Origin of the sequence: Trichocoleus sp. Lan (assembly GCF_039961855.1) — a bacterium.
GTDB lineage: Bacteria > Cyanobacteriota > Cyanobacteriia > Cyanobacteriales > FACHB-T130 > FACHB-T130.
The window spans coordinates 16,996-43,889 of the sequence record NZ_JAMPKA010000024.1 but is presented as its reverse complement, the minus strand read 5'-3'; the positions used below and the strand labels follow the sequence as shown (position 1 = coordinate 43,889).

Annotated in this window: 27 protein-coding genes and 1 riboswitch; of the genes, 14 read left to right on the top strand and 13 right to left on the bottom strand. The window is 47.9% G+C overall.

Annotated features, from left to right (window positions below; translation table 11 throughout):
• The first annotated feature begins 1 nt into the window (after position 1).
• The 4 genes from NDA03_RS20335 (at position 2) to NDA03_RS20320 (ending at position 5,180) form a co-directional block, all read left to right on the top strand.
• The gene (locus NDA03_RS20335) at positions 2–1,771 is read left to right on the top strand and encodes a pentapeptide repeat-containing protein (RefSeq protein ID WP_190411677.1); all 1,770 of its coding nucleotides are present in this window, start codon (positions 2–4) and stop codon (positions 1,769–1,771) included.
• An 85-nt stretch (positions 1,772–1,856) separates the two neighbouring features.
• The gene (locus NDA03_RS20330; protein ID WP_348238972.1) at positions 1,857–2,864 is read left to right on the top strand and encodes an endonuclease/exonuclease/phosphatase family protein; all 1,008 of its coding nucleotides are present in this window, start codon (positions 1,857–1,859) and stop codon (positions 2,862–2,864) included.
• Positions 2,865–3,157: 293 nt separating this feature from the next.
• Positions 3,158–4,054, top strand: a complete 897-nt coding sequence (locus tag NDA03_RS20325) for a lysophospholipid acyltransferase family protein (RefSeq protein ID WP_348238971.1) — start codon at positions 3,158–3,160, stop codon at positions 4,052–4,054.
• A 277-nt stretch (positions 4,055–4,331) separates the two neighbouring features.
• Positions 4,332–5,180, top strand: coding sequence for a hypothetical protein (locus NDA03_RS20320; RefSeq protein WP_190411679.1), 849 nt, complete (start codon positions 4,332–4,334; stop codon positions 5,178–5,180).
• Between the two features lie 90 nt (positions 5,181–5,270).
• On the opposite strand, the gene sipA is transcribed toward NDA03_RS20320, so the two are convergent.
• The 4 genes from sipA to NDA03_RS20300 form a co-directional block, all read right to left on the bottom strand.
• Positions 5,271–5,579, bottom strand: coding sequence for a regulatory protein SipA (sipA, locus tag NDA03_RS20315; protein WP_190432374.1), 309 nt, complete (start codon positions 5,577–5,579; stop codon positions 5,271–5,273).
• Between the two features lie 109 nt (positions 5,580–5,688).
• A complete protein-coding gene (locus NDA03_RS20310; protein WP_348238970.1) occupies positions 5,689–6,717 on the bottom strand; it encodes a sirohydrochlorin chelatase in 1,029 nt (342 codons plus the stop codon).
• A gap of 39 nt (positions 6,718–6,756) precedes the next feature.
• Positions 6,757–6,892: riboswitch (cobalamin riboswitch) on the bottom strand.
• A 297-nt stretch (positions 6,893–7,189) separates the two neighbouring features.
• A complete protein-coding gene (locus tag NDA03_RS20305; protein WP_348238969.1) occupies positions 7,190–7,906 on the bottom strand; it encodes a hypothetical protein in 717 nt (238 codons plus the stop codon).
• Between the two features lie 448 nt (positions 7,907–8,354).
• Entirely contained in the window at positions 8,355–8,792 is a 438-nt protein-coding gene (locus tag NDA03_RS20300) for a nucleoside deaminase (RefSeq protein WP_348238968.1), read from the bottom strand.
• Between the two features lie 464 nt (positions 8,793–9,256).
• On the opposite strand from NDA03_RS20300, the gene NDA03_RS20295 reads away from it, so the two are divergent.
• Positions 9,257–10,369 carry an acyltransferase family protein gene (locus NDA03_RS20295; RefSeq protein ID WP_348238967.1) on the top strand — a complete coding sequence of 371 codons (1,113 nt, stop codon included), beginning with the start codon at positions 9,257–9,259 and terminating at the stop codon, positions 10,367–10,369.
• A 138-nt stretch (positions 10,370–10,507) separates the two neighbouring features.
• On the top strand, positions 10,508–10,711 hold the full coding sequence (locus NDA03_RS20290) for a hypothetical protein (RefSeq protein WP_190411686.1): 204 nt from the start codon (positions 10,508–10,510) through the stop codon (positions 10,709–10,711).
• Positions 10,712–10,722: 11 nt separating this feature from the next.
• Here the strand turns inward: NDA03_RS20290 and NDA03_RS20285 are convergent, their stop codons facing one another.
• A complete protein-coding gene (locus NDA03_RS20285; protein ID WP_348238966.1) occupies positions 10,723–11,787 on the bottom strand; it encodes an ADP-ribosylglycohydrolase family protein in 1,065 nt (354 codons plus the stop codon).
• A gap of 42 nt (positions 11,788–11,829) precedes the next feature.
• Entirely contained in the window at positions 11,830–12,255 is a 426-nt protein-coding gene (locus tag NDA03_RS20280) for a GxxExxY protein (RefSeq protein WP_190411688.1), read from the bottom strand.
• A 61-nt stretch (positions 12,256–12,316) separates the two neighbouring features.
• On the opposite strand from NDA03_RS20280, the gene NDA03_RS20275 reads away from it, so the two are divergent.
• The gene (locus NDA03_RS20275; protein ID WP_348238965.1) at positions 12,317–15,346 is read left to right on the top strand and encodes a valine--tRNA ligase; all 3,030 of its coding nucleotides are present in this window, start codon (positions 12,317–12,319) and stop codon (positions 15,344–15,346) included.
• A gap of 168 nt (positions 15,347–15,514) precedes the next feature.
• Positions 15,515–15,973 carry a hypothetical protein gene (locus NDA03_RS20270; protein ID WP_348238964.1) on the top strand — a complete coding sequence of 153 codons (459 nt, stop codon included), beginning with the start codon at positions 15,515–15,517 and terminating at the stop codon, positions 15,971–15,973.
• Positions 15,974–16,100: 127 nt separating this feature from the next.
• Here the strand turns inward: NDA03_RS20270 and NDA03_RS20265 are convergent, their stop codons facing one another.
• A complete protein-coding gene (locus tag NDA03_RS20265) occupies positions 16,101–18,218 on the bottom strand; it encodes a cation:proton antiporter (protein WP_348238984.1) in 2,118 nt (705 codons plus the stop codon).
• Between the two features lie 59 nt (positions 18,219–18,277).
• On the opposite strand from NDA03_RS20265, the gene NDA03_RS20260 reads away from it, so the two are divergent.
• Entirely contained in the window at positions 18,278–18,457 is a 180-nt protein-coding gene (locus NDA03_RS20260; RefSeq protein ID WP_190411691.1) for a hypothetical protein, read from the top strand.
• A 51-nt stretch (positions 18,458–18,508) separates the two neighbouring features.
• Here the strand turns inward: NDA03_RS20260 and NDA03_RS20255 are convergent, their stop codons facing one another.
• The 5 genes from NDA03_RS20255 to NDA03_RS20235 all read right to left on the bottom strand — a co-directional run bounded on the left by NDA03_RS20255 (position 18,509) and on the right by NDA03_RS20235 (position 22,726).
• Positions 18,509–19,177, bottom strand: coding sequence for an HAS-barrel domain-containing protein (locus tag NDA03_RS20255; RefSeq protein ID WP_190411692.1), 669 nt, complete (start codon positions 19,175–19,177; stop codon positions 18,509–18,511).
• Between the two features lie 115 nt (positions 19,178–19,292).
• Positions 19,293–19,490, bottom strand: coding sequence for an NAD(P)H dehydrogenase subunit NdhS (locus NDA03_RS20250; RefSeq protein ID WP_190411693.1), 198 nt, complete (start codon positions 19,488–19,490; stop codon positions 19,293–19,295).
• Between the two features lie 96 nt (positions 19,491–19,586).
• Positions 19,587–20,840: a rod shape-determining protein RodA gene (gene rodA, locus NDA03_RS20245; protein ID WP_348238963.1), complete on the bottom strand. Its 1,254-nt coding sequence runs from the start codon at positions 20,838–20,840 to the stop codon at positions 19,587–19,589.
• Positions 20,841–20,911: 71 nt separating this feature from the next.
• Positions 20,912–21,976, bottom strand: coding sequence for an Mrp/NBP35 family ATP-binding protein (locus tag NDA03_RS20240; protein ID WP_190411695.1), 1,065 nt, complete (start codon positions 21,974–21,976; stop codon positions 20,912–20,914).
• A 258-nt stretch (positions 21,977–22,234) separates the two neighbouring features.
• Positions 22,235–22,726: an SRPBCC family protein gene (locus tag NDA03_RS20235; protein ID WP_190411696.1), complete on the bottom strand. Its 492-nt coding sequence runs from the start codon at positions 22,724–22,726 to the stop codon at positions 22,235–22,237.
• 187 nt (positions 22,727–22,913) lie between these two features.
• On the opposite strand from NDA03_RS20235, the gene NDA03_RS20230 reads away from it, so the two are divergent.
• From NDA03_RS20230 to NDA03_RS20215, 4 genes are all read left to right on the top strand, one after another.
• Entirely contained in the window at positions 22,914–23,072 is a 159-nt protein-coding gene (locus NDA03_RS20230; protein WP_190432348.1) for a hypothetical protein, read from the top strand.
• A gap of 19 nt (positions 23,073–23,091) precedes the next feature.
• Positions 23,092–24,138, top strand: coding sequence for an oxygen-dependent coproporphyrinogen oxidase (gene hemF / locus NDA03_RS20225; protein WP_348238962.1), 1,047 nt, complete (start codon positions 23,092–23,094; stop codon positions 24,136–24,138).
• 74 nt (positions 24,139–24,212) lie between these two features.
• Entirely contained in the window at positions 24,213–24,635 is a 423-nt protein-coding gene (locus NDA03_RS20220; RefSeq protein ID WP_190425388.1) for an anti-sigma factor antagonist, read from the top strand.
• 262 nt (positions 24,636–24,897) lie between these two features.
• Positions 24,898–25,266, top strand: coding sequence for an STAS domain-containing protein (locus NDA03_RS20215; RefSeq protein ID WP_190411700.1), 369 nt, complete (start codon positions 24,898–24,900; stop codon positions 25,264–25,266).
• 50 nt (positions 25,267–25,316) lie between these two features.
• On the opposite strand, the gene NDA03_RS20210 is transcribed toward NDA03_RS20215, so the two are convergent.
• A complete protein-coding gene (locus NDA03_RS20210; protein WP_190425386.1) occupies positions 25,317–25,931 on the bottom strand; it encodes a chromophore lyase CpcT/CpeT in 615 nt (204 codons plus the stop codon).
• 217 nt (positions 25,932–26,148) lie between these two features.
• Here NDA03_RS20210 and psb29 point away from each other — a divergent pair, with 217 nt between their 5' ends.
• Positions 26,149–26,886, top strand: a complete 738-nt coding sequence (gene psb29 / locus NDA03_RS20205) for a photosystem II biogenesis protein Psp29 (protein WP_348238961.1) — start codon at positions 26,149–26,151, stop codon at positions 26,884–26,886.
• Positions 26,887–26,894: the final 8 nt, after the last annotated feature.

Here is a 26,894-nt window from a genome sequence, read left to right as displayed (position 1 = left end):
TGTGCAAATACATAACTTCCTCGATCGGTACCGACAAGGAGAACGCGATTTTTCCTATGTAGACCTCAGTGGAGCCAGCCTCGGCGGGGTCAATCTCCGCGATATAAACTTAACCGGAGCGAACTTGAGCGGTGCCAACCTCAGTTGGGCTTCTCTGAACCAATCCAAGCTGATTGGTGCTTGTCTGCGCCAAGCCGATATGCGGAGTGTCAACCTCACAGGTGCCAATCTTAACCAGGCAATTTTGAGTCGCGCTCGGATGGTGAAAGTGGACTTGCGTTTAGCCACTCTCCAAGACGCCGACCTCAACTGGGCGGTGCTTCAAGAAGCCGACTTGAGCGGTGCTGACTTGCGTAGGGCGAAGCTGGATCAAATCAATCTCGAAAATGCCAAACTCAACGGCACTCAGTTAATCGAAGCCGAGTTGATGGAGGCAAATCTCCGTCGCGCTAGCTTGGTTGGCGCAAACCTCAGCAGTGCAAATCTTCGGGAAGCGCATCTAGAAGCTGCGAATTTACGAGATGCAATTTTAGTCGGCACCAACTTGACGGAAGCCGACCTCAGTTCAGCCTACTTGCGGGCGGCAAATTTGACTGAGGCAGACTTGCATCGGTCAATTCTCATCGGTGCCGATTTGAGCGAGGCGATTCTCAATAGTGCTGACTTGAGTCGGGTAAATTTAACGGGAGCGTATTTACTCAAAGCCAGTTTGCGAAAAGCTTATTTACTGCGAGCGATCTTGCAGGATGTGTATTTGTTACGTGCCGACTTGAGCGAGGCAAATTTACGCGGGGCGGATCTGCGGAAAGCTGATTTGAGCGGGGCATACCTGGGCGACTGCACGATGTCCGAGGCAAATTTGGGCGACGCCTATCTTCTAGAAAGTCATCTGATTCGCACCAATCTGGACCAAGCGCAACTGACCGGCTGTTGCATCAGCAACTGGCATCTTGAGGATGTCGATCTTTCTAAGGTGGAGTGCCGTTATGTTTTTACCCGGTTTAATTACGCGACTAAAAAACCGACTGAGCGCTTTCCAATCGGTCGGGATTTTGAGCCGGGGGAATTTGGCAAGGACGATAGCACCGGGGACGCGGAGGGTGCGGAGGGTGCCACTACCATAGAAGTTTTTTTGAAAGAAGCTCCGAATTGGGAAGCGCTAGTGTTTACTTTGGCTCAGGTGCAACTCGATTCTCCTGACTTGCAACTCAGTATTAAGTCTTACCAACCCCAGGAGGAGCAGTATCTGCTAAAACTGGCGTCGAGTCATTTTGTGAATGCGAAAACTCTGTCTCAACGAGTTTTGCAGATCTACCCGGAGATGCTCCAGTTGGTGGAGTCTAAGCGACAAGCGATCTTGGATCTGCTGGAAATCAAGGTTCGCCCAGAAAATCCACCTGTAACGCTGAAGGTACCGCCACCGCCACCGCCACCGTTACTTCCGTCGCCTCCACCCGATTATCGGCTGCGGATTTATCAAGAGGTGGTGAAACAGATCCAACTGATTATCCTCTCCCAAGCGCCAGAGCAGTTGGTCGAAAGCGTGCAGCGGTTGTTGAATTTCCTGAAGAACGAGGGGATCTCGACCGAAGAAATCCAAAAGACAATGATTAGTCAGGCGCTGGTAAAGCGAGCAAAGCAAGACCAGACGTTCCAAAAGCAGTTGTTGCAGTGGGAGAAGACGGCGGATGAAACGGCGCGTTTTTCGATGGTGGGGGAGTCGTTACGGCTAGCGATCGCGCTCATTTGGCCCCACCTTCCGCAAAAATAGAGTTGTCTATGTAGATGAGACAGCTCTAGCTTTCCCACCCGCGTTCAACCTGGTACGCTCAAGGGAAGCGCTGGTGATACCGTGTATGCGATCGCTGAATAAAAATTCCCACAACCATCTCTTCATCAAGGTAATTCCCTATTTATTATTCTTGGGGATTTTGGGGATAACGCTGCTTTCTTTGCTTAGCTTAGTTGGCTGGAATATCTTTTTAGAACAGCTTTCTCACTTTAAACTGCAATATCTTATTGTAGGGTTAGTGTTATTTGCCTTACTCTTACTGACTCGCAAAAAACTCTTAATCTTGATTAGCCTATTTTGTATTTCTCTACTTTTGGCAGAGATACTCCCTTGGTATATTTCTCTATCGCCAAAACCGGGAAATAATATTGAATCTATCCGAATTTTAAGCTCAAATCTGAATACGCAAAATAAAAGCTATTCAAAAATATTATCTGTCGTTAGAAAAGAAAAACCAGAAATTGCTGTCTTTTTAGAAGTTAACGACGCTTGGATAAAACAATTAGATTCTCTTCTTGATATTCTTCCCTACTCCATTAAAAAACCTAATCCTTATAATCTAGGTATCGCCGTTTATAGTAAGCAGCCTCTCACCAACGCTTCTATCAATCTTTTTGGGACAGATAAAAATAATAGTATTGTTGGCAACTTTACGATGAACGGACAATTGATTACCCTGATTGCCACTCATCCGCTACCGCCCGTCAAACCTACCTTCTTTCATTCTCGGAATCAACAGCTAGACAAAATCAGCCAATATATACAAAAATTGAAAACCCCAGTTGTAATGGTTGGGGATTTAAATATAACTATGTGGTCTCCTTATTACAAAAGATTTATCAATAAAACTGGGCTGCATAATGCCCAGAAAGGATTTGGAATTCTACCGAGTTGGCCTATGAAAGCTTCTTATTCTCAAACTCTCCCACCTTTCTCTTTTGCTTTATCCATTCCTATCGATCATTGTTTAATCAGTCCAGAAATTAAAGTCAAGAATATTCGCACTGGGCCGAATGTTGGTTCAGATCACCGACCTTTAATTGCAGACTTAGTAATTCCAGAAAAGAAATGAACCACTCCAGGCGCAAACAACACAAAAGGTAGAAATGAGGGCAAGATAGGTAAACTGAGAGCGCAAGTAATGCAATACGTCCCCTTAGTGGTGTTCGCTCCTTAGAAATCCCTTCCCTAGCCCCTTAAAAGGGAGGAAATTTGCCCCTTTTGTTAATCAGGGTTTGGGGATCGAGCCTTAACCGAAAAAGATTGGGAAACGATCGCTAGAAAAAGGGAAAATGTTTGCCAATAGACTCGGCAGCAGATTATCCTAAAGAACGCAATTTATGAGTTTCGGGTGGTTAAGAACCATTGTTTGACAATATTAATGTTTCTACGGGTAGCAGAGGCAGTGACGGCAAAACCGCTGGTCATCAGTTTGATGGTTGGTCGCTAGAAGAGCGAAATCTCGGTGCGATTAAAGCATGGATGCCGGTATGGGAATGGTTCTACCGCCACTATTTTCGGGTTCAAACGGATGGCTGGCATCATATGCCCCCCGAAGGGAAGGTGCTGGTTGTCGGTTCCCATAATGGAGGTTTGGCTTCGCCCGATACTTCGATGTTTTTGTATGACTGGTTCCGCCGGTTTGGCTACGAACGCTTAGCTTATGGACTCATGCATCCGTCTGCTTGGAAAACTCCTATTTTCGCGGTGCCCGCTGCCCAGGTAGGGGCACTGATCGCTCATCCGAAAGTAGCGATCGCTGCCCTCCAGCGATGTGCTGCCGTACTCGTCTATCCTGGCGGGGCTGAAGATATGTTTCGTCCTTACAACCAGCGTTATCAAATTCATCTAGCAGGGCGTAAGGGATTTATCAAACTGGCACTGCGGGAAGAAGCGCCAATTGTACCGATTATTTCTCATGGTGCCCACGAGACGCTGATTGTTCTAGCAGATTTCTACCAGCAAGTGCGACAACTGCATGAATGGGGCTTTCCCTGGAAGTTAGATGCTGAAACGGGTGTATTTCCACTTTATTTAGGGTTGCCTTGGGGAGTGGCAATTGGCCCGATCCCGAATTTTCCGCTGCCAGTGCAAATTCATACTCGTGTCCTTGCCCCGATTGTGTTTGAACGCTATGGTCGTGCAGCAGCGAGCGATCGCGCTTATGTGAATGCTTGCTATGAAAAAGTTTGTACCCAGATGCAACTTGCACTAGACCGTTTAGTTCTAGAAGTTAGCGCGAGGCAATCATCCGCACCCTAAAAAGGCACAGGAACTAAACCAACTGCGAAGAAGCCAGAGAAAAGAATACAAGAGGGCGATCGGACCGGGGATCTTCCCCTCCCAACTCACTTTTTCACCTAGTAGCGGTGAATTAATGAAGGCGAAGCACGCTTGAGAGTAACGTTGCTTCGCTATCCCGCGACTAATTATCTATATTGATTCATCCTCGGTATCGTGATAGAGATGAGGACTTGAGGGTGCCAAAGCTCAAGTGAATCTAGGGAGAAGCAATCGAGATGAAAACAAAGGGGTTGAGATGAGCATAGAGAGTTATCCACCACCAGTAAACCAGCTGCTCACCTATGGCAATTGCGCCGAGATGGACTTTGACAATTGGCCTGACTATCTGGAACTCGGTATTGCCCCCACGGACATTCCTAACTTGATCCGCATGGCAACAGACAACGAGTTATACCGGGATGATGAAGACACGCTCGAATCCTGGGCACCCATTCATGCCTGGAGAGCATTGGGCCAACTCCGCGCTGAGGCTGGCATTGAGCCGCTCATGGGCTTGTTTGAGAAAGAGGAAAGCAACTATTGGGAATGGATTGCCGAAGAACTGCCATTAGTCTATAGCATGATCGGGCAAGCCGCGATTCCGGCTCTGGCGGCTTATCTAGCGGATACCTCTCAGGCGATATTCCCCCGCACAACGGCTCTTAACTGTCTGGAAGACATTGCAATCGATCATCCTGAGGCTCGTCCTGAGTGTGTTGCGATTCTCACCCATCAACTGGAATCGTTTGCAGAAAACGGCTCAGAATTGAATAGCTTTCTCATAGGTTCCCTGGTCGATCTGAAGGCGGTAGAGTCCGCGCCGCTGATAGAGCGTGTCTTTGCTGCTGATACCGTGGATCGTTTCTTGGTAGGAGACTGGGATGATGTGCAGGTGGGATTGGGCTTGAAGTCGCCTGAAGAATTACCGAAGAAAGAATTTAACCAGAGCTTTCAAAGAAAGGGGGTCAGCGATTCTGGCTTCACGGGTTCATCAATTTCTCAGGAAGCAAAAGGCTTTCGCCCTGGCAAGAGCGATCCCAAAGCCAAGTCTAAAAAAAAGATGTCCAAGGAGTCACGCAAGAAAAACCAGAAAAAGCGGAAGTAATTTAATCGGGGTTAGCGATTGTTGAGGTGCGAACTGACAGGTCAGCGCTAGGCGAACGCCTCGTTTTGAAGACACGCGATCGCCTCTGACTCAGCTGGGATCAACGATATATTTTTGCTCCGGTAGTACATTGTGCGATCGCACATCAGTTGCCTCTGTCGCTGATTCGGTATCAGCGATCGCCTGCACAGACTCTATAAACTGGCTATCCAGCAAAAAAACTCCTCTGGCAAAGCGGACGCTCCAATATCCCCCTGGACGCCGGTCAACAACAACCCCCTCTTCCCCAAGCTGAATCACATCAGGAGGACGCAGCATCGGCATCGGTTCCGCTGTTTTGACGTACGGCGGCAACGTTACCACACGGACTCGCTCACCAATTACAAATTCTTTAGACATCAGTTTTTAGATAATGAAGTAGTTGGGTGTCAGTAGTCATTAGTTCTAAGTTCTTTGCGAGTGACACCAATGACTAATAACAACTGACTAATGACTACTTATCAAATATTCAAGGCGCTTGCCAAATCTTTTGATGATATTGCTCTACATTTCTGTATGGATCTTCAGCAGGGTGAGCATGATCGTGACCATGCCCATGCCCATGCCCATGCCCATGTCCATGATGGGAATGATCGTGGGCGGGAGTGTGCCCGTTACTGTTGCTATTGGCTGCTATCCTGAATTTGCACATTTCGCAATTCATTTGCACTTGCCCCAACTGCGTCTCAATTTCTCGTTCTCTTAATACAGACAACAACTGAGGGTGAATGCCCATTTCTGGTAGGCAAGTCATGGAAATATCCGGGTATTGCTCCTGTTGTTGCGCCGTGATGTCGAAAATCTTTTTAACTAAGACTCCGGTAAATAGGAAGTACGGCAGGACGATAATGCGTTTTGGGTCGTAGAGTCTAGCACGGCGGAACCCTTCTTCCAGACGGGGATGGGTAATGCCGATAAAGCAAGTTTCAACGGTGGCGTAGCCGCTACCTTCCCACAGAATCCGGGCAAGCTTATAAACATCGCTGTTCGCATCAGGATCGCTGGAACCCCGACCGACAAAGAGCAGAACCGTTTCTGAGCGATTGTACTGGGGTTGGTCTAATTCCAAAAGACGCGATCGCCACAAATCCAAAATCCCTGGCGTAATCCCAAAATGACGCCCATAGTAAAACTTCACCTGGGGATGTCTAACCCTTGCCCGGTCTAACTCATTCGTAACATCAAACTTATTGTGTCGAGCTGCAAATAGCAAAATCGGCAATACAGAGAGTTCCGTGTAACCCTCTTCTACACAGCGATCCACCCCCTCCTGTATCGTGGGGGTAGTGAGTTCTAGAAAACAAGGTAAAACAGGACGCGACGGGTCTAACGCTTGATACGCATCGGCAAAATCTAGAAGACTCTGCCGTCCATCCTCATCTTTGGTGCCATGACCAACCATCAACAACGGACGACGCAAAGGTAGCGGCGGCAATTGAATCGACTGGGGAGTAGGGGATTGCAGTCCCATCAGATCGGTTGAATTTATACTAGGCATCAATTTGATTGCTCCTTTCCCGTGCAAGGCAGGAAGTTAGACTGTATGAAGGTACTAAGTAGGCATTCTGGCTTCCGAGAGTCACCTCGTTTACAGCTGCCGCACAGCCCCGGATTTGCACCGGCGTTTCCCCACGTTGTTACCCTTTACGTGTGCCTTGATATCTTAGCCGATCCGGTCGCAGCTCAAAATCCAGGGGGAGGGGGTATTCCCAAGACTCTCCAGATGCCAGTTTTTGATGCCCCATCAAAACTGAAGGAAAATTTTTCCAACTTTATCGAGTATCATTCGCAAGTTTGGCGATCGATCGAGCAACTCTAGAATTGATTGACCGTTTGTGGCTTTTTTACAAAAGCGGGATGCTCCCGTTTTTTGTAGCTTATAGAACCTTATCAATCCAAACCATTGCTGACTGTATAAAGATAAAGATAACCCCATACCTAGAAGTCTGATAAAAAATACAAATTATCCATTACAAAATACCGCCCTGAGTGCGACGATGCACAGCCAGTGCTAACCCGGCAAAAACTAAGGAAGTCATGCTTGAAGGCTCGGGTGTAGATACGGGTGCAACGTTTAATTTTACTCGACGCCCTGTTTGCATCGAGAGTGAAATATTTGCCGAGGTTGATGAAGAATACACTTGCCATCTGTTCAACTCTCTAGGCGGCGCAGTGAATTTCACTAACATTTCCCAATTGCTGTCAAGCGAACCAATGGCTAAACCATCAGTGCAACAAGCTCCCCAACCCTGATTTGAAGTAAAGAGGCTGCCAGTGGAATTTGCAGTTGCCTCACCTAAATCGTCAACAATTTTTAATTCCGCCGTATCTCCCAACAAGTTAAAGCTCATTTTAGCTGCTCCACCTGTTAGATTACCCGGCTTAGAATGAACGATGAACAGTGACAGCCCATCAATAGCATCTACAAAAAAAAGGTGAGATTGCTTAGCCGTTAAACTCAGGGCTGGGTTACTAAAGGATGAATTATAACCTTTGCTATACTGGTAGTAATTGGCTGCTGTTTTATTTGTACTGAAAGCTTCAACAAAACCCAAGATATTACTATCAAAGTCACCCAAGCCGGGTTTAGATTCTTGCGACACCTTAAGTATCGTGGCGGCTGCGGAGCGCTGGGCAAAGAATGGAACAAACAGCGCGATCGCTACCAACATCAAAAGCTTTTTCATAACTTGTTATTTTGTAGATGCTTTGCTCACTAAAACCAGAATACGTTTATTTAAATAAAGTTATAATAAAGTCAAATTAATAAAATTGTGAATTTAATAATTTTTACATCTTTATTTCAGGGAAAATACGAATTGACTTTAAAAGAAATATCGGTTCTTCGGAAACGCTTCCTCCTAGACGGAACCACCCCATTTAATTTTTCTTTATTTTCCACAGCGAACCCTCTTCTCTTACCTTCGCAAGGACAGAAGAGGGTTTGCCAATTGATATGCTTGATTAACGTTACAGAATTTTCTTTTAATAAATGAAACTACCCTGATCTAGGGAAGCTTAAAAAGGAAGGAACCGAGCCACTCAAAGTCCTCGTTTTCAAGGGTTATCATCAGTGGGTAAGCGTGTCAACAATATTTTTTTACCCCTCTGTTAAGCTGTCTTTACCCGATTAACCTAGCCGCATGAATGATTGAATAATTGTAGAGCTTCTTCTTTTAGAAGCCCTTTGGTCACTTTTATTTTCTTAGACCCTTTCCTAATAATTTCTTCGCTAGATAAGTCAAGCTGGGGAACACCAGCCTCAATTAAGTCTTGAATGGAAGCTCCAAATATCATTTCAGATATCCCTGCCCATATACAAGCTGTTGTACACATTGGGCACGGTTCGCAAGTTGTGTACAAGGTATAACCTTCTAAAGAAGGATTTTTTATTTCTTTTGTTAAACACCGAATTGCGTTAATTTCTGCATGGGCAGTTGGGTCATTATCCGTTTCGACAGTATTGTGCGCTTTAATAATTACTTGATTGTCTTTAACAATTACTGCACCGTAAGGAGCATCTCCTAGCTTTGCTTCTTCCAGGGCTATCTTCATGAATTTCTCTGTTTTCATCTAACTTATGCGACCAAAAAATAATTTTCGGGATGAGACTTATTTTATCCTATTTTAATGTAAGCCTATAAATTCTCATACTTAAATCAACTAAATAAAATGCTAAAAAATAATTGCTTAATTTTTGATCATTATCAATCTATATCAACCACAGTAAAGTATTCTATCCTCAGAATATGTTCGGTTTCCTTCAGCAAAGCCTGCAACAACTAAGCGCGGCGTTGTTGCGGGTCAGTACGAGTAATTCGCGATACCAAAATTTTATCGAGCAGTTTCGTGACCCTAGTATAAGCTTGAACGGCTAGAGCTAGCATCACGCTCCTACAACTCTTTAATTAATCGGGAATTATTTTGATTTCCTTCCCCGTGATGTTACCCTAAGCGACAAGATGAACGTCTTCGTTCGATAGAGTGATGCCTATCACCCTGTTATTTATTAATGTCTTGCTTCTGGAAACTCTACTATGCGCTTGACTTCGCTCGATGTGTTTCGAGGTATTGCCATTGCGGGAATGATTTTAGTTAATCAGGCGGGAGTTGCCGACCAAGTTTATCCTTTCCTGGAACACGCAGAATGGCACGGCTGCACCTTGGCAGACTTGGTATTTCCCTTCTTTCTATTTATTGTCGGCGGGGCAATGACCTTTTCCCTTTCCAAATACGCGGAAGGGAACCGCCCTACTGCCGATGTTTATAGACAAATTTTACGCCGAGCGGCGATTCTTTTTATTCTTGGTTTGCTGCTGAACGGCTTCTGGAATTATGACTTCAGCTCCATCCGCATCATGGGCGTCTTGCAGCGGATTAGCCTTGCCTACCTGGTGGCTGCTCTGATAGTTCTTAACGTGCCACGCAAAGGACAGTGGGTACTCGCAGCACTGCTACTCATTGGGTACTGGATGGCGATGTCTTTGATCCCGGTTCCCGATTATGGAGCTGGTGTCTTAACGAGGGAAGGGAATTTTGGCGCTTATATTGACCGCCTGATTATTGGCACAGCGCATCTGTATAAGGGAGATAATTTCAACTCAATGGGAGATCCTGAAGGTCTTTTCAGCACTCTTCCAGCAGTTGTCACCGTCCTCACCGGCTACTTTACGGTTGACTGGATACGCACCCAACCAGTACAGTCACGCACCAGTATCGGCTTGGTCTTGTTTGGCATTGCTTGCCTAGTCGCTGGATGGGCGTGGGGGTTAACGTTTCCCATCAACAAGAAACTGTGGACGAGTTCTTTTGTGCTTTTCACAACTGGTTGGGCGTTGCTGTTGCTGGCAGCTTGTTATGAATTGATGGAAGTGCGGAAGTTCCGTCGATGGGGAAAGCCGTTTGAAGTTATGGGGTTAAACGCTATCTTCGCGTTCGTCGCCTCAGTTGTGCTGATTAAAATCCTGGCTAAAACCCACGTTGGAACCGGCGAAACCGCCCCAACTACTTACAACTGGATCTATGAGAATGTCTTTCTGTCTTGGGCAGGAGCGATAAACGCCTCTTTATTGTTTGCCATCGTGACATTGCTGTTCTGGTGGGCGATTCTGTACGCAATGTATCGCCAAAAGTGGTTTTTGAAAATCTGAGACAGCACTTCCTCATGACTCCAGAAATGACCGGGATCACTTAGTTTTTAAGGTGTTGTCACAATTTTTTCTAGCTTGCATCACTGGGGATGGTTCGGAAAAAGCTGAGAGTAGAGATATCAAATTCTTGATCTGACCATGACAGCTGAGTTTTTTCCGACCCAAGTGACTATCGAGGATCTAGTTGCTCAGATATTCGTCTCCCGCCGGATTACTCCTGTGAACCAGTACCAGCTGCAAACTGTCCTGCTCACTAAAGATTGGCTGGATGAAGAAGAACAAACCATGCTCAATCGGCTATTTTATGGTGTCCGTCATGGTTTGCTGAAACTAGGGGAATGAGTGAATCCTACTCAATAGGGTGGTAATAACCTACGGAATCCATGCAAGATCACCACAAGCATGAAAAACAGATTCCTCAGGAAAAGATTAGGTACGGGCAGAAACAATGCTCGTTGTTTTACACCCTGCTCAGACACCTCAGTTAATCTCCTTCCCAATACTTCCATCCAATTAATATTTCTCGGCATTTCCCAAAGACCATCAAGCCACAGGGAGGGAATGCCGACTTTGCCGACAGATGCCCCGATAATTCCGCCTAAAATTGCCGCTGTGGTATCTGTATCCCCGCCGCAACGAATGATTTCTAGGATGGCGGTTCGATAATCTTGCTGATGTCTCAACCAGACATAAATCACCACTGGCACTGTGTGATAAATATAGCCAGTGACGCCTGTGCCCAACCCCATGTGAGCGGTAAAGAATTCTGTACTTTCTTGGGCATCTGCACTGTCGCAAGCTTTTTTAATTAGCTGCAAGAATTCACCAGCTTCTGCTCCTAGGATCTTTTCTAGAGTGCGATAGTAATTTTGGGGAGAAACAGAGGATTGGTGGCTTGAAAGATAGGATGCGATCGCTACCGCCAAAGCCCCATATTCTGCTTTAGGATCGGTATGGGTGATGTGGGTGGATATTCTGACGAACTCGCGTAATTTTTGGATGTCGTCCCCATAACAGACACCAATAATGGCGCTTCTCATCGCGGGGCCATTTCCAGCAGAGAAAACACCAGCGCGATTGGGGGAAAATCCCAGCCATAGCCTCAAAATCGCTTTTAAGGTAGCATATCCGATACCTGCTGGCAGACCCAGTAACCAGAAGCGCAATTTCCAAGCCAGTTGTTTCGCAAATATCTGGACATCCCCACCCGCAACGATTAAAGCTTGGGCAACCATGCAGGTGTGTTCCGTATCATCGGAGACCATGCCTTTACCAAAGAAGAAATGGTGCCTGTTTATTTGAGGATAAAGGCGATGTTGTCGTTGTTTAGATAAGCCTTCGTAAGGGAGTCCGATGGCGTCACCTACAGCAGTTCCAAGTATACAGCCAATGATTGCATCTGCTTTTTGAAGGGGCATGGGATTAACGAACCGCCAAGGACGCAGAGGACGCAGAGAGAGTTAGGAAGAGAGAACGATGCGGCGGATGCCGTCTTTGAGGAGGGAGACGTTAAAGTTGATGAGCAGGGCAAGGGGATAGTTGGTCATTTTAAGGTAGGAGAGGACTTGGGCTTGGTGAATAGGATCTAGGTTTTGAACAGCTTTCAATTCAACAATTAGGACATCACCAACCAGAAAATCTAATCTGCCTTCACCCACTTGATGACCTTTATAGGTCACAGCTAGCGTTTTCTGAGGTTTAGAAAATATTCCCCGCAACCGAAACTCTACCTCTAACGCCTCCTGATACACAGACTCCAAAAATCCCGGCCCCAGCACTCGATGCACCTCCATCGCCGCACCTATCACAGCATACGCAAGTTTATCCACCTCCTCACTTGGCTCTCTTCTCTTGGCGTCCTTGGCGTCTTGGCGGTTCGTTCTCATATACCCTTCCCTACCGTATGGCAAAATTTATGTAAAGCCGTCTTCATTTATTCTTCCCAGCATGACCGCAACAATCCCCGCCCTCGCCAGCCAATACGACCCCACTACGACAGAAACCAAGTGGCAGAAGTTCTGGGAAGAAAACCAAGTCTTCAAAGCCGACCCGAATCATCCAGGCGAACCTTACTGCATCGTGATTCCGCCACCCAACGTCACGGGTAGCTTGCACATGGGACACGCCTTTGAGAGTTCCCTAATTGACACCCTCGTGCGCTACCACCGGATGAAAGGACGCAACACTCTGTGGGTACCGGGAACCGACCACGCCAGTATCGCAGTGAACGCCGTACTGGAAAAACAACTGAAGGCAGAAGGAAAAACTCGCCATGAGGTGGGACGCGAGAAGTTTTTAGAACGGGCTTGGCAGTGGAAATCGGAATCAGAGGGAACCATTGTTAATCAGCTGCGGCGTTTGGGCGTCTCGGTGGATTGGACGCGGGAACGCTTCACGATGGATGAAGGCTTATCCAAAGCAGTGTTGGAAGCTTTTATCCAAATGTATGAGGAAGGACTGATTTATCGCGGCAATTATCTGGTGAACTGGTGTCCCGCGAGTCAATCTGCCGTATCTGACTTGGAGGTGGATAATCAAGAAGTCAACGGGCATTTGTGGCACTTCCGCTATCCCCTCACCGATGGCAGCGGCTATGTGGAAGTAGCCACAACTCGCCCCGAAACGATGCTGGGCGATACAGCAGTGGCGGTGAATCCCAACGATGACCGCTACAAGCATTTGATTGGGAAGACGCTGACGCTGCCCATTATGGGGCGAGAAATTCCGATTATTGGCGATGAATTGGTCGATCCAGCTTTCGGGACGGGTTGCGTGAAGGTGACACCCGCCCATGACCCCAATGACTTTGAAATGGGTCAGCGTCACTCTTTGCCGTTTATCAACATCATGAATAAGGACGGCTCCTTAAACGAAAATGCCGGAGAATTTCAGGGGCAAGACCGCTTTGTTGCCCGGAAAAATGTGGTGCAGCGACTGGAAGCAGACGGCGTTCTGGTGAAAGTAGAGGAGTATAAGCATAAGGTTCCTTATAGCGATCGCGGGAAAGTCCCCGTTGAACCCCTCCTCTCTACTCAGTGGTTTGTTAAAATTCGCCCTCTCGCTGACCGGGCGCTAGGGTTTCTAGACGATCGGAATTCACCGGAGTTTGTGCCAGAACGATGGACGAAGGTTTATCGCGACTGGCTAGTGAAATTAAAAGATTGGTGCATTTCTCGCCAACTGTGGTGGGGACATCAAATCCCGGCTTGGTATGCAGTGAGTGAAACCGGCGACGCAATTACCGACGAAACGCCGTTTGTTGTCGCCCGTACTGAGGCAGAAGCACGGGAGAAAGCAGTTTCACAATTCGGGGAAAATGTCAAGCTAGAACAAGATCCAGATGTTCTCGATACCTGGTTCTCTTCCGGTCTGTGGCCTTTTTCGACTCTAGGTTGGCCTAAAGAAACGCCGGATTTAAAAACTTACTATCCCACCACAACCCTCGTGACCGGCTTTGACATCATCTTCTTCTGGGTTGCCAGAATGACGATGATGGCGGGGCATTTTACGGGGAAAATGCCTTTCCAGGACGTTTACATCCACGGCTTAGTGCTGGATGAGAACGGCAAGAAAATGTCTAAATCTGCCAACAATGGCATCGATCCGTTGTTGCTGATTGACAAATACGGTACCGATGCCCTGCGCTACACCTTAATTAAAGAAGTGGCTGGGGCGGGTCAAGATATCCGGATGGAGTACAACCGCAAGACCGATGAATCGGCAACGGTTGAAGCTAGCCGCAATTTCACGAACAAATTGTGGAATGCTGCCCGGTTTGTGATGATGAATCTGGATGGCAAGACACCGCAACAATTCGGGAACCCCACCCCAACCCTCCCCGTTAACGGGGAGGGCGAAACAAAAAGTAACGGAGGAGATTTAGAACTCTGCGATCGCTGGATTCTCTCCCGCTACCATCAAGTAGTGCAGCAAACCGGCGACTACATCAACAACTATGGTCTTGGTGAAGCCGCTAAGGGACTGTATGAATTCTTTTGGGGCGATTTCTGCGACTGGTACATTGAACTGGTCAAACCTCGCCTGCGCCCAGACGCCCCCGCTTCCTCGCGGTTGGTTGCTCAGCAAACTCTCGCTTATGTGCTGGAAGGAATTCTAAAATTACTCCATCCTTTCATGCCGCACATTACCGAGGAAATTTGGCATACGCTGACTCAAGCGAATGAAGGCAAAAGCTTAGCGTTGGAATCTTATCCCAAATCCGATCCAGCACTCATTAACCCGGATTTAGAGCAACAATTTGAGCTGCTGATTGGCACAATTCGGACGATTCGCAACTTACGGGCAGAAGCAGATATTAAGCCTGGGGTGAAGGTGTCAGCAATCTTGCAAACTGAAAGCGATCGCGAACGGCATATCCTCTTGGCTGGGCAGTCTTATATTCAAGACTTGGCGAAGGTGGAAGAATTAACCATCCCAGGGACAGCCGAAACACAACAGCCGCCTTCATCTGCCGAAACACCCAATCAGGCGGTATCTGCCAACGAAAAAGGCAACTTTAAAATTAGCCCAATTTTCTTGCCATTTTTACTGTTGCTGCCCTTGCTCTTTTTAGTGGGCACTGGTGTAATTGCGGTGGCAACAGTGGCAAAACAAATTCTCGGAACCCGTGTCTCAGAAGCCAAACAAGTTGGTGCGACGAATCCTCCATCCACCGTTTCTCCCCCAGAACCGGCAAGTACCGTACAAGCGGATACGCCACAAGCGATCGCTGGTGTCGTGGGTACGGTGCAAGTGTCGATTCCCCTGGCTGGTGTCGTCGATGTGGATGCTCTGCGTGCCAAGTTAGAGAAAAATTTGAACAAAGTTGAAGCAGAAGCAAAAGCCCTTTCGGGACGTTTGAGCAATGCCAAATTTGTTGATAAAGCCCCCGTAGATGTCGTTAAGGGAGCGCGGGATGCCCTTGCCGAAGCCGAGAAGCAAGCAGAAATTCTGCGCGAACGACTGGCGCGACTGTAGAAAAGACTGTAGAAGCGATCGCGTAGGGGCAAAGATATCTCGCCCCTACGAATCCCACTCTGGGTTACACACTCCTTCTTGCGGGGGAAGAAGAAAAGGGTTGTTTAAAGTAGAATACGCCCGTAAAGTTAGGGTGCCCAGTTTTATTAATTTAAAGACAAAATAGCAATGCGATATTTTGCCGAAGTGCAAAAAAATGAATCATCGGGCAATCTGGAATTGCGAATCCTAGCTGAGCAAACCTCTGACAATATCTGGGCAGTGGTGGAGAAGGAATCTGTCATTCCCGCCCCTGAGACTTCATCCTTAAGCGAAGGTTTGTTGGTTCTGGCAGACCTTGGCGAGAATCAGCAGATTCTAAGTATTCACGAAGCCAAAAACTGGGTTTTGGATTTAGTGCAGCAGTACCTGACAAGTAGTATTACTCCCGCTTTTTTGCAGCAGGAAGCCGAACGTGCTGAACACTGGCGGCAAGACCTTACTTTACAAAGTCAGGAATTAGCTCGCAAAAATTTGGAAATGGAAGCGCGTCGCGAACAAATTCAAACTTTAGAACAAGAACTCGAACAGAAGAAGAAGCAACTAGAAGCCTTAGAAGCAGACCTAAAAAAGAGAGGCAGTAACTAGAGGGAACGCCGCATCAGGGGACGTTTGCAACCCTTGGCAATACTTCTGGGATCTGAGATAAGAACCCTAAACCCCAAACCCCACCCCTTACAAGGAAAGGGTGGGGCAGAGGTGAGAAACGAATTACTCACGTTAAGACATTATCGTTGGCAACCCTTGGCGACGGCTTGGGGAGAAGCACGCCGGTAGTGGTTCGTTGCGGCTCCCCTAACAGCACCACAGAGCAAGTGAGATGCTGAACCAGCTGGGTAGTGATATCGCTAACTTCCAGACCGCCCGCAGTGCGGTATCGTAGCGATCGCAAGACAATCAAATCAAACGAACGAGCTGTATTGAGAATCGCTTGCGCCACATTCTCATGCTTAATCACTTCAATCTCAAAGTTCGTCTCCGGTGCCCACTTCGAGGCTAAAAGAGACAGTTGCGATCGCGTCCACGCTACCTTAGCAGCCGAAGTTCTAGCATTGCAGACGTGTAACAACGTTACCTGAGCTTGATTGGAATCGGCTAGAATTTTCGCAAACCGTAACGGTTGCGTCCCTTGCCCCGTCAAGTTTTCCACCGGCACCAAAATGCGGTGAAAATTCATAGGTGAATCCAAGAGGCGTGTCACCACAACTGGACAATGGGACGCCCACAGCACGCTATCAATCACATTGCCAAACAAACGCGCCCTGAAGCCCGTCCGTTTGCCCCAGCCCATCACAATTAAACTCGCTTTTTGTTCGCGGCTAGCGCGGCTAATTCCGCGAGCAATGTCGTCATCTAGGCGCAGCAACGGCTCGGTTTTCACACCCAGTTCCCCAGCCAGTTCCGTGGCTCGCTCAAGTAGCATCTCACTGCGTTGGAACGCAGCTTCCATCTGCGGTGCGTCCATCTGAGCATTGGTTGTCGTAATCGCTAAAGGCACAATTCGTCCAGCTTCATGCCGCGCCAATAGCGCTGCCATTTCCATCAAATACTTCTCAGTTTGCGGATTGTAGACGGGTACAACTACTGTAAAAGGATGGCTTGCCGATGCCTTTTCCCCATCCAGTCGAGTTTTATCGCTCTCTAGTGGCTCAGCTTCCGTTACGATTAATCCGGGTGCGAACTGACTGGTAATCAACGGTCCTAGCGTTGCCGTCACCAGCATTAAGACAATAACGCTGTTTAAAACCTCTTCCGTTAGTAGTCCAACCCGGTAGCCGACGAGAGTAGCAGCCAGCGTTGCCGCAACCTGGGGCAGCGACAGCGACCACATCACGAGCATCTCGCGCCAGTTGTAGCGGTAGACAAATTTAGCCAACAGAGCCGCTAAAAACTTACTACCAATCAAACCCACTACAATCGCTAGCGTCAGCCAGATAGAACTGAGCGTTTTAATAAATGCTGGGATATCAATCAGTAGCCCCATATCCACAAAGAAAATGGGGATAAACAGGACGCTTCCGACAAAAACCACCTTTTCTTTTACTTGCCCTTCCCCCACAACATCATTCACCGCCAGACCGGCAAGGAAAGCTCCGACAATTTTTTCCACACCGATTAGCTGGGCACCCAACGATGCGAGAAATAGTGCCAAGAGTACAAATAAAAATTGATTGCCTTCTTCTTGCCCAGTGCGCCGGAAAAACTCTCGACCCGCCCAGTCAAAGCCAAACAAAATGACGGCAGAGTAGACAATCAAAGAACCAAAAAGGGTGAGTAGCTTCACAACCGTGAAGTCACCCCCATGAATTCCCACACAAACAGCCAATACCAGTAGAGCGCCAACGTCAGTGAAGATGGTCGCTCCAATTGTCACCGTGACGGCTTCGTTCCCTACTACGCCAAGACGGCTCACAATCGGGTAAGCCAAGAGGGTATGGGAGGCAAACAGAGAGCCAATCAAAATTGAAGCGTTCCAGTCAAAGTTGAATACACGCCCCACGATTGTTCCCATAATTAGGGGCACTAAAAAGGTAAACGTGCCAAAACCGGCAGAGCGATGCTTCGTTTTGCGGAACTGCTCAATGTCAACTTCTAGCCCTGCCACAAACATCAGGTAAACTAACCCGATATCTGATAGCAGCTTCATCGTCTCTGATTCTTTCTGAAGCAGCTGCAACCCATTAGGCCCAAGAACCACTCCCGCTACCAGCAAACCAACCAGTCCTGGCAGTCGCAGCCGCTCAAAAAGGATGGGCACGGTCAAGATGACTACTAGCAAAAGAGCGAAGGGAACAATTGGTTCCTCTCGGAACACATGCAAAATCGGTTCCATAAACAGCGGCTTGGAGATGAGTTTGAAGCGATGCTTGCAAAAGTCAGCGATGCTGACTTTTGAAAACATGGTGGTATCACTGGAGACATCCTACAGAAAAACCGTTTTTTGCGCCCTACCCTAAAGAAATAGGGGTGCTGGGTGCAGTAGATGAATATATTTTGGATCTACGGGGTGCCCCAATGGAAGTAGAGTTACAGAAGTTTTTGCGCCCTAAGCGCGAAGGACGGATATTTTGAGGACAAGACACCTTTAATTTTTAGGCGTTAAGTTTCTAGGGCATCGGCTGCCTATAAACGGATTTGGCTCAAAATATACCTCAAGCGGTCGTAGTCGTCCTTGAGAAGGACGCTGAGGGTTCGTCCTGCCTGCACCAACCAGTCACGGTCAGCCTTGCGTAGTTGATAAATTTCTCGAATCGCTGCTGCAATCAGCGCCTCCACCGGCGCACCCATGACCTGCAATAAGGTTCTTAAGAAATCCATCTGTTCGCTGAAGTGAACAATTTCCTCCGGTTCGCACTGGTAAACCGCTTGATGAATTTGCGGCGGACGAGGCGGCAGGTACTGATAAATCGTTCCACCCAGGCGCTTAGAACCATTGACCCCTTGATGGGTAGCTTCAAAACCAACAATAGCGGCGCGGAACTCGGTTTTCAGCATGGCAAATATTTGGGGTTGCTGCTCTCGCAGTTCCTGCAATGATAGCCCCAAGGCTCTTGCGCGGTGAATGGAATCAATGGGACTGGTCGCCGCATGATAAACAACAGCAAAGACGAGATTTCCCGACTCTTCATCCGTAGCTTTGACCCAACTGCCAAAGGCTGGCATGACAGGGAAGCTCAAGTCTTCTGGATCGAGACACTGTGCCAGGAATTCAGTCGTTGCCGTCTCAATCACCTCAGCAATATGGTTGGCGGGGCGATCGCCTGTGGCAAACTGTGGCAGGGGAAGTCGCATATTTTTGGTAATGGATAATCGGTAATGGGTAATCGGTAATTAGTCGTTCATGTTTCTTTAGGTAAAAACCATGAACTTTGAAGCATGACTAATTACCAATTACTTTTTTCCAATCTTATTTTGCTTTTTTGCGACCTGCTGTTGTCTCTGCAAGTTCTAATTCTGATAGTTGGAAGGTGACGAGTTTATCCCAATTTCCCCCTTCAAATAGGACTGCTGCCTTTCCCTCGCCAACCCGTTGGACTAGCCCTTTATAGCCGTAGTAGATATCGTTAGTGTTCTTTACTTGAACGACCGCTCCAGGCAGAATCATGATTTTTTCTCGGTTAAGTTTTCATTTATTAGCTTAATAGCAGTTAGCTGTCATTCGTCATAGGTCAAACCACGACCTATGACGAATGACAAAAAGCTAAAACTTCAATCGGTGTCGATAATTTGCTACAGACTCTACAATCCCCAGCGCCAAAAAATTCTTCAACATCGCCGAACGACCATAACTAACCCAGGGAAGGGGAATGCCGGTTACGGGTGCAAGTCCCATCGTCATGCCTAGGTTAACGACCACCTGAAACACAATCATCGATAAGACGCCAATTGCTAATAAAGATCCAAAGTTGTCTTTGGCATTTTGGGCAATAATCACCAAGCGCAGGCAGATCAACCAAAAGATAAATAGCAGAAAGAAACTGCCTGCAAGTCCGAATTCTTCACCAATGGCAGAGAAAATGAAGTCAGTGTGCTGTTCCGGAATAAAGTTAAGTTGGGTTTGGGTTCCCTTGTGAAGCCCTCGTCCCCAAAATTCGCCTGCACCAATGGCAATACGAGATTGGATCAGGTGGTATCCGCCGCCGAGGGGGTCTAGATCCGGGTTAAGGAACAAAATCAATCTGTCTTTTTGATAGTCTTTCAAAACTCCCCAGAAGATTTGCCCTAACTCGCCTCCCACCAAGTTGACGACAATCGCTCCAATGGCACCCGACAAAGGCCACGGTAAGGTGCGCCAACCAATAATGCCCATGATTGCCGTCCAGATGAACCATCCGGGCATAAATACGTTAAACAAGATAGCCGAAATCACCGGAGAAGCTAGCAGGATTAGCCAACCAGGATTGGCATTCCCCCAGTAGAGCATACCTAACACAATCGCTCCAAACACCAAGGAGGTTCCTAGGTCGGGCTGCACAAATACTAAAATCCAGGGAACCCCAGTCACCGCTAAAGCTCTCAAAACAGCGGGAATCGTGGAGGCGGGTCGAGCATGTAGAATAGCAGCCAGGGTGATTATCACCCCTAATTTGGCAAATTCAGAGGGTTGAATGTTAAAGTCGCCGATAGTAATCCATCTTTGGGCACCTTTGGCGCTGGTACCAATAATCATCACCGCGATCAGGGACAAGTTGGTAATGCCATAAAGAATCCAGTGCCACTGGAGCAGGTTCTCGTAACGCGATCGCGCGATAAACATCGCCAATATCAGCCCAATGAGGCCCACCAGCCAGTGCCACCACCAGTCGGTCAATCCCTGGTTAAGTTCGGCACTGCGGATCATCACACCTCCAAAAATGGTGAGTCCAACAATCAGTCCCAATAGCAGCCAATCTACCTCTTGCCAAGGGGAGAGCAGCGATCGCCAGCGAAAACCAGTTAGTGACTTATGCAACATTGCTAAACAATTAAAAATTAAAAGTTAAAAATTAAAAAGGCAAATTTTTTACTTTACCTTTTTAATTTTTCTTAAGTTAAGGCAGCGACAGAAACTTTGCCCGCGATCGCTTGAGCGATCGCCATCAGCGCTTTCGCAGAAGCCGACTCTGGATCGGCAACCACAATCGGCACTCCTGCATCGCCCCCCTCTCGCACGGGCATTTCTAGCGGTACGCAGCCCAGCAACGGTACGCCGAGTTCTTGCGCCATCTTTTCACCGCCTCCAGAGCCAAAAATGTCATACTGCTTGTCGGGCATATCCGGCGGAATAAAATAACTCATATTTTCCACCATTCCCAACACGGATACTCCCAACTGCTGGAACATCTTCAAGCCCTTACGCGAATCCAACAAAGCCACCGTCTGCGGCGTCGTTACAATGACTACCCCAGCCATTGGCACCGCTTGCGCTAGCGTTAACTGGGCATCTCCAGTGCCGGGGGGCATATCTACAATCAAATAATCCAGTTCCCCCCACTGTACTTGGTAGAGAAACTGGCGAATAATTCCATTCAGCATGGGTCCCCGCCAGATCACCGGCTGATCCTTATCAATCAAAAACCCCATTGAAACTAATTTGACGCCGTAGTTAAAAGGCGGTTCCAACTCTTCACCATTGGCACCTTGCCGCACGCTTACCTTGGCGTCTGGCAATCCCAGCATTGTCGGGTCATTAGGCCCATAAATATCCGCATCAATCAGACCGACTTTAGCTCCTAAATGTGCTAAAGCCACTGCCACATTCACCGCTACAGTACTTTTGCCCACACCGCCCTTGCCACTAGAAATCGCGATGATATTCTTTACACCAGCAATTCCGGCGCGATCCGGAAGCGACTTTTGTTGGGGTGTCTCAGCGGTGACATCTACCACGACATCTGTCACTTCTGGCAAATTTTTCTTGAGTGCCTGTTCGCACTCTTCCACGATGAACTGGCGTAGTGGACAGGCAGGTGTCGTCAGCACCAGAGTGAAGCTGACTTTTCCGGAGTCAATTTGCACATTGCGAATCATGTTCAACTCGACCAAACTCTTGCGGAGTTCGGGATCTTGCACGGGTCGCAATACTTCTAAAACTGAGCTGGCATCGAGCATAACTAGGTTACTTGCATTCCTTATCCCAGATATTGCACCTGGGACAAAACGATCGGGGTTCTCTCTCTTCAAGTATCTTAACGGTTTGTTTGACGCGATCGCGCTATGCAGTTCAGGGTCTAAATTTAGATTGTTAATTACTAATTACTAATTGATAACTCCCTCTATTTGCCTCTCCCCCTCTCCTGAAACCTGTATTCTCAGTTCTCAGCGTTCTCAGCCCTCAGTCCCTCAGCCCTCAGCCCTCAGCCTTATTGCCTACCCTTGAGCTTGTAAACCCACCTGTTCGGCAGCTTGGGCTAATTCAGTGGCAACACGAGCTGAGTAAGACCCAATCATCCACCAAATTAAAGGTGACAACCAACCGCGCAACGTCACTGAATAAGATACATACGTGCCGCAGACCGTCGATTCTACCTGGTACGTCACCCGTTTCTCAACTCCTGGGATTGCCAGCATTCTCACACTGAGTAACTCACAGGGACGGACACGCTCAACAAAAACCCGGATGGGAATAGGTAGCCAGCGCGTGACTACCTTGTAAATCAATCCCGGTTTGGCAATCAACCCGCTGGGGACATTGGTGCTGGCAAGTAGAGGATGCCAGGATACATCGCCAATATTGATTAATTTTTGCCAGAGGACATCCACCGAAGCAGAACTAACGGCGCGGTAAGTCCGAACCAGGGAAAACTTAAAGGAAAAACCCTCTCGACCAGCGATAAACTTTAAGGAAAAATTGAGAATCACAACACTCCTCCTCGCACCAAGTCTTCAAGGGAACTTATTACTTTAATCCCTGGGATCATTAGGTAGCATCCCCCTGTAGGATATTTCGATAGCCTGTAGACGCTTTATTCAACTTGCTGCTTGGGTTCAGCAGACCCGATTTAAGATAGGCTGTAAGTTCCCCTGCGATCGCATAGAGTTGAGTGCTTTGACCCGATCAAAGCGGCTCACCCTCACCCCGAAAAGCAAGCTGACGTGGTACAAGCGATCGCGCCCTTACAAGCCGGTATCCTGGGTGAACTCAGGCGAACTCCCATCCCGATTTATTCAATTCAATACCTTTTTCCTTTCCCAATCGCTTTTGTGAACAATATTGACTTGAGATTATGACAGCTTTTCAGACGGACGTAACTACTTCTGCTAAGGTTTTGCCCCCAGATGACTCGAAAGCTAGGGTCAGCCAGTTTATGCAGCAGCTGCAAGACCAAATCTGTGAAGGTTTGGAACAACTGGATGGAGTTGGGAAATTTCAACAAGATGCCTGGGAACGAGAAGAAGGCGGCGGCGGTCGTTCCCGCGTCCTCCGCGAGGGCGCAGTTTTTGAACAGGGTGGCGTTAATTTTTCTGAAGTCTGGGGTCAACAGTTACCTCCGTCGATTCTGGCGCAACGCCCGGAGGCGGCTGGGCACGGCTTTTATGCGACTGGCACCTCAATGGTCTTGCATCCGCGCAATCCCTACGTCCCCACAGTTCACCTCAATTATCGCTACTTTGAGGCAGGGCCAGTTTGGTGGTTTGGCGGTGGGATCGATTTAACCCCTTACTACCCGTTTGCAGAAGATGTCGCTCAATTTCACCGCACTTTAAAGCAAGCCTGTGATGCCCATCACCCAGAGTACTACCCCACGTTTAAACTCTGGTGCGATGAATATTTTTATCTGAAGCACCGGCAAGAAACGCGGGGCGTTGGAGGACTCTTCTTTGACTATCAAGATGGTCAGGGAGCCTTGTATCGCGGCCCGCACGCCGATGGACCAGCAGATGTTTACAGCAACCAAGTGGGTACGCCAGAGCCTCGCAACTGGGAAGATTTGTTCGCTTTTGTGCAGCATTGCGGTCAGACATTTTTACCGGCTTACGTTCCCATTGCCGAGCGGCGGCAAAAAATGGAATATAGCGATCGCCAGCGGAATTTCCAGCTTTATCGTCGCGGTCGCTATGTGGAATTTAACCTCGTCTACGACCGAGGCACCATTTTTGGTCTTCAGACGAACGGGCGCACCGAGTCAATTTTGATGTCTTTACCGCCTCTAGTTCGCTGGGAATATGGCTATCAACCCGAACCAAACACCCCAGAAGCCGAGCTTTATGAAACTTTCTTAAAGCCGCAAGATTGGGCAAACTGGACACCTCCCTCGGAATCGCCGGTCTGAGTTAGACTACGGGAAAAATCCCGCTCTCATCGCACCCGGTTGATATACTTGCCCATCTTTAGAGGTGAGTGTTCGTGCTTCACATCGACCAGAAAACATACACGACCCAAAACGGCACGAAGATTATCGTTTTGACACCAACAGGACGGCTGGATATCACCACAGCTTTGCAATTTCGCGTGAAATTACAAGAGAGTCTTTATACACTCAGTCGTCATGTGGTCGTAAATCTTGGGAGAGTGAATTTCATTGATAGTTCTGGTCTCACCTCATTGGTGGCAGGGATGCGAGATGCGGACAAGGTAAACGGGAGTTTCCGCCTTTGCAATCTGCTTCCAGCCGCCAAGGTGGTGCTGGAAATCACCATGATGGATTCGGTATTGGAAATCTACGAGAACTGTAACGACTGCTTCAACCCCCCGGATGCCCCTGGAACCATCCTCTCCCCTAGAAGAGGAGGCGATCCCTTTTTTCCGGATATTGAAGCAGAGTTGTGAGTAACACTGGAATCTTCTACCTGTATGATTCTGAGTGCTATCTTAGTGGGCGATCGCGCCAATCCAGTCTGCTAGAAGCCGAATTTAATGTAATTTTTTTCAAGCTTTGCTTTAAGATTAGGCGAGCTGAATTTTTGGTAGCTCTAATCTCTAAGTTAGAGTTAGACTACTGAAAGCTCAAATCATGGGAGCAATCGTAGTAAAATGCGGCTCCTATCTAGATATTAAATATAGACGGAGCTTCCGGAGCAAGGAGGTCTTGGTGATTCATATCGATCAGAGAACACATACGACTCAAGACGGGACGACAGTCATCGTCTTAGCCCCCACTGGACGCCTGGATATTACAACCGCATGGCAGTTTCGTCTGAAGTTGCAGGAATGTATTTCCAAACTCAGTCGCCACGTAGTTGTGAATCTCGGTCAAGTTAATTTTATTGACAGCTCTGGTCTAACATCCTTGGTGGCAGGAATGCGAGATGCTGACAAAGTAAAAGGCAGTTTCCGCATATGTAACGTCCATCCAGAGGCAAAACTCGTTTTTGAAGTCACCATGATGGATTCGGTGTTTGAAATTTTTGAAACCGAGGAAGAGGCTCTTGAAGGAGTGCCTCGCAGCATGGTCAGCTAAATTATTCATGAGTTATGCAGTCAATCGTCCTTAACTAAGGACAAAAGATTTCAAATTGCTAGCTCAGCGGAAAAATCTTCGCGCTTAGTGAAAATATAGGGGCCAAGCAGTGCCCCCCAGATGGCTCTGCCTGTTTGGGGGTCAATTCCCTTGTCATAGCTTCTAAATTCTTGATGCCGCGCCTCAAACCCTAAAGAAACCTGGTAAGTTTCTCCTTGATAGGTAAAACAGCAGGGGGCATCAGTCGCGGGTGCGGTAGAAAAGTTATAGGTATTTTGAGCTAAGGGTTGCTGAATGACGGCGAGGGTACAGCCGGGGAGAAGTTCCATCTGTTCGGGTGTAAGCGTCTTCAGCAAGGCTGGATTTTGACCGGCACCTCTGACCCGATCGGGATCTTTCAGCATATAGTATTGCACCATCAGCGAGGCTTGAGAGGTGTCGCTGTGGCGCAGGCGCAGAATCCGAGGACGATAGGGACGATCCAGTTGCAGGATGTTCGCTTGCTCTGCAAACAGGGTGAGGCTATCTTCTGCAAACAGCGGTACGGGTCGCAGCCAAAGGCGGAGGTTTACGTACCAAGCGGGTTCTCTTGTCGCTTGTTCTGAATTCTCAAATTCTCCAGCTATATATTGAGCCAGGAGCGTTAGTTCAGGAGAAAAAGTCATTGGGAATGGCTAATCGATAATGGGTAATCAGCAATCGGAATTTAGGATAAGGAAGGCGTATCTCTAACTTCTAAGACCCTTTTCCCAATTACCAATGAATAATTTCTGCGATCCCCGGCATTGTATCGGCGGGAGTCTCTACAAGACATTGCCTTGGCAAAGGTGTCCAAAAGCTGTGACAATGAGTTTACATCGCCCTCAAACTTAAAATTTTCCGGTGAATAACGTCCGCACTGTATCAGACACCAAAAGAACTTTCTATACCCTACACACCCGCCCCATTAACTCCATCTACCGGCGGGTGGTAGAAGAGTTGATGGTGGAAATGCACTTGCTTTCGGTCAATGTGGACTTTCGCTACGACCCCATTTATGCATTGGGCGTGGTGACATCCTTTAACCGCTTCATGCAAGGCTATCGACCAGAACGAGATAAAGAACCGATTTTTGAAGCCCTCTGTCGAGCAGTCGAGAACGAGCCGCAACAGTACAAGCAGGATGCCCAGCGGCTGGAAGAATTAGCTATGCGTCTGGGTGGGAAGGATATCGTTGCCTGGTTAAACCCAACGGCTCCTAGTCACGGCGCTGATGACTTGCACGCTGCTGTGCAGGCGATCGCTAACAATTCTCCGTTTAAGTACAGCCGTTTGTTTGCGATTGGTTTATTTACGCTGCTGGAAGTAGCAGATTCCGATTTGGTAAAAGACGAAAAGCAGCGGATTGAGGCGCTCAAGCAAATCTGTAATGCCTTAAACCTGCCAGAAGATAAATTACTCAAAGACCTAGAGCTGTATCGCAGCAATTTGGAGAAAATGGCTCAAATGCAGCTGGCTATGGAAGATATGCTAAAAGCAGATCGAAAAAAACGCGAGCAACGTGGGGAGAAAGGGGTTGTGGTGGCTCCTCCCAATAGTTCTCCAGAATCAAGCGTTGCTCCAGGCACTTCTCAAGACTAGGCAACTTG

Excerpts from the sequence above, each read along its gene's own strand:
- NDA03_RS20305 (WP_348238969.1), bottom strand. The coding sequence starts at position 7,906 with ATGAAAAAGCTTTTGATGTTGGTAGCGATCGCGCTGTTTGTTCCATTC.
- NDA03_RS20270 (WP_348238964.1), top strand. The coding sequence starts at position 15,515 with ATGCGATATTTTGCCGAAGTGCAAAAAAATGAATCATCGGGCAATCTG.
- NDA03_RS20295 (WP_348238967.1), top strand. The coding sequence starts at position 9,257 with ATGCGCTTGACTTCGCTCGATGTGTTTCGAGGTATTGCCATTGCGGGA.
- NDA03_RS20320 (WP_190411679.1), top strand. The coding sequence starts at position 4,332 with ATGAGCATAGAGAGTTATCCACCACCAGTAAACCAGCTGCTCACCTAT.
- hemF (WP_348238962.1), top strand. The coding sequence starts at position 23,092 with ATGACAGCTTTTCAGACGGACGTAACTACTTCTGCTAAGGTTTTGCCC.
- NDA03_RS20250 (WP_190411693.1), bottom strand. The coding sequence starts at position 19,490 with ATGATTCTGCCTGGAGCGGTCGTTCAAGTAAAGAACACTAACGATATC.
- rodA (WP_348238963.1), bottom strand. The coding sequence starts at position 20,840 with ATGTTGCATAAGTCACTAACTGGTTTTCGCTGGCGATCGCTGCTCTCC.
- sipA (WP_190432374.1), bottom strand. The coding sequence starts at position 5,579 with ATGTCTAAAGAATTTGTAATTGGTGAGCGAGTCCGTGTGGTAACGTTG.
- NDA03_RS20290 (WP_190411686.1), top strand. The coding sequence starts at position 10,508 with ATGACAGCTGAGTTTTTTCCGACCCAAGTGACTATCGAGGATCTAGTT.
- NDA03_RS20275 (WP_348238965.1), top strand. The coding sequence starts at position 12,317 with ATGACCGCAACAATCCCCGCCCTCGCCAGCCAATACGACCCCACTACG.
- NDA03_RS20240 (WP_190411695.1), bottom strand. The coding sequence starts at position 21,976 with ATGCTCGATGCCAGCTCAGTTTTAGAAGTATTGCGACCCGTGCAAGAT.
- NDA03_RS20310 (WP_348238970.1), bottom strand. The coding sequence starts at position 6,717 with ATGCCTAGTATAAATTCAACCGATCTGATGGGACTGCAATCCCCTACT.
- NDA03_RS20210 (WP_190425386.1), bottom strand. The coding sequence starts at position 25,931 with ATGACTTTTTCTCCTGAACTAACGCTCCTGGCTCAATATATAGCTGGA.
- NDA03_RS20300 (WP_348238968.1), bottom strand. The coding sequence starts at position 8,792 with ATGAAAACAGAGAAATTCATGAAGATAGCCCTGGAAGAAGCAAAGCTA.
- NDA03_RS20330 (WP_348238972.1), top strand. The coding sequence starts at position 1,857 with ATGCGATCGCTGAATAAAAATTCCCACAACCATCTCTTCATCAAGGTA.
- NDA03_RS20280 (WP_190411688.1), bottom strand. The coding sequence starts at position 12,255 with ATGAGAACGAACCGCCAAGACGCCAAGGACGCCAAGAGAAGAGAGCCA.
- NDA03_RS20265 (WP_348238984.1), bottom strand. The coding sequence starts at position 18,218 with ATGGAACCGATTTTGCATGTGTTCCGAGAGGAACCAATTGTTCCCTTC.
- NDA03_RS20255 (WP_190411692.1), bottom strand. The coding sequence starts at position 19,177 with ATGCGACTTCCCCTGCCACAGTTTGCCACAGGCGATCGCCCCGCCAAC.
- NDA03_RS20285 (WP_348238966.1), bottom strand. The coding sequence starts at position 11,787 with ATGCCCCTTCAAAAAGCAGATGCAATCATTGGCTGTATACTTGGAACT.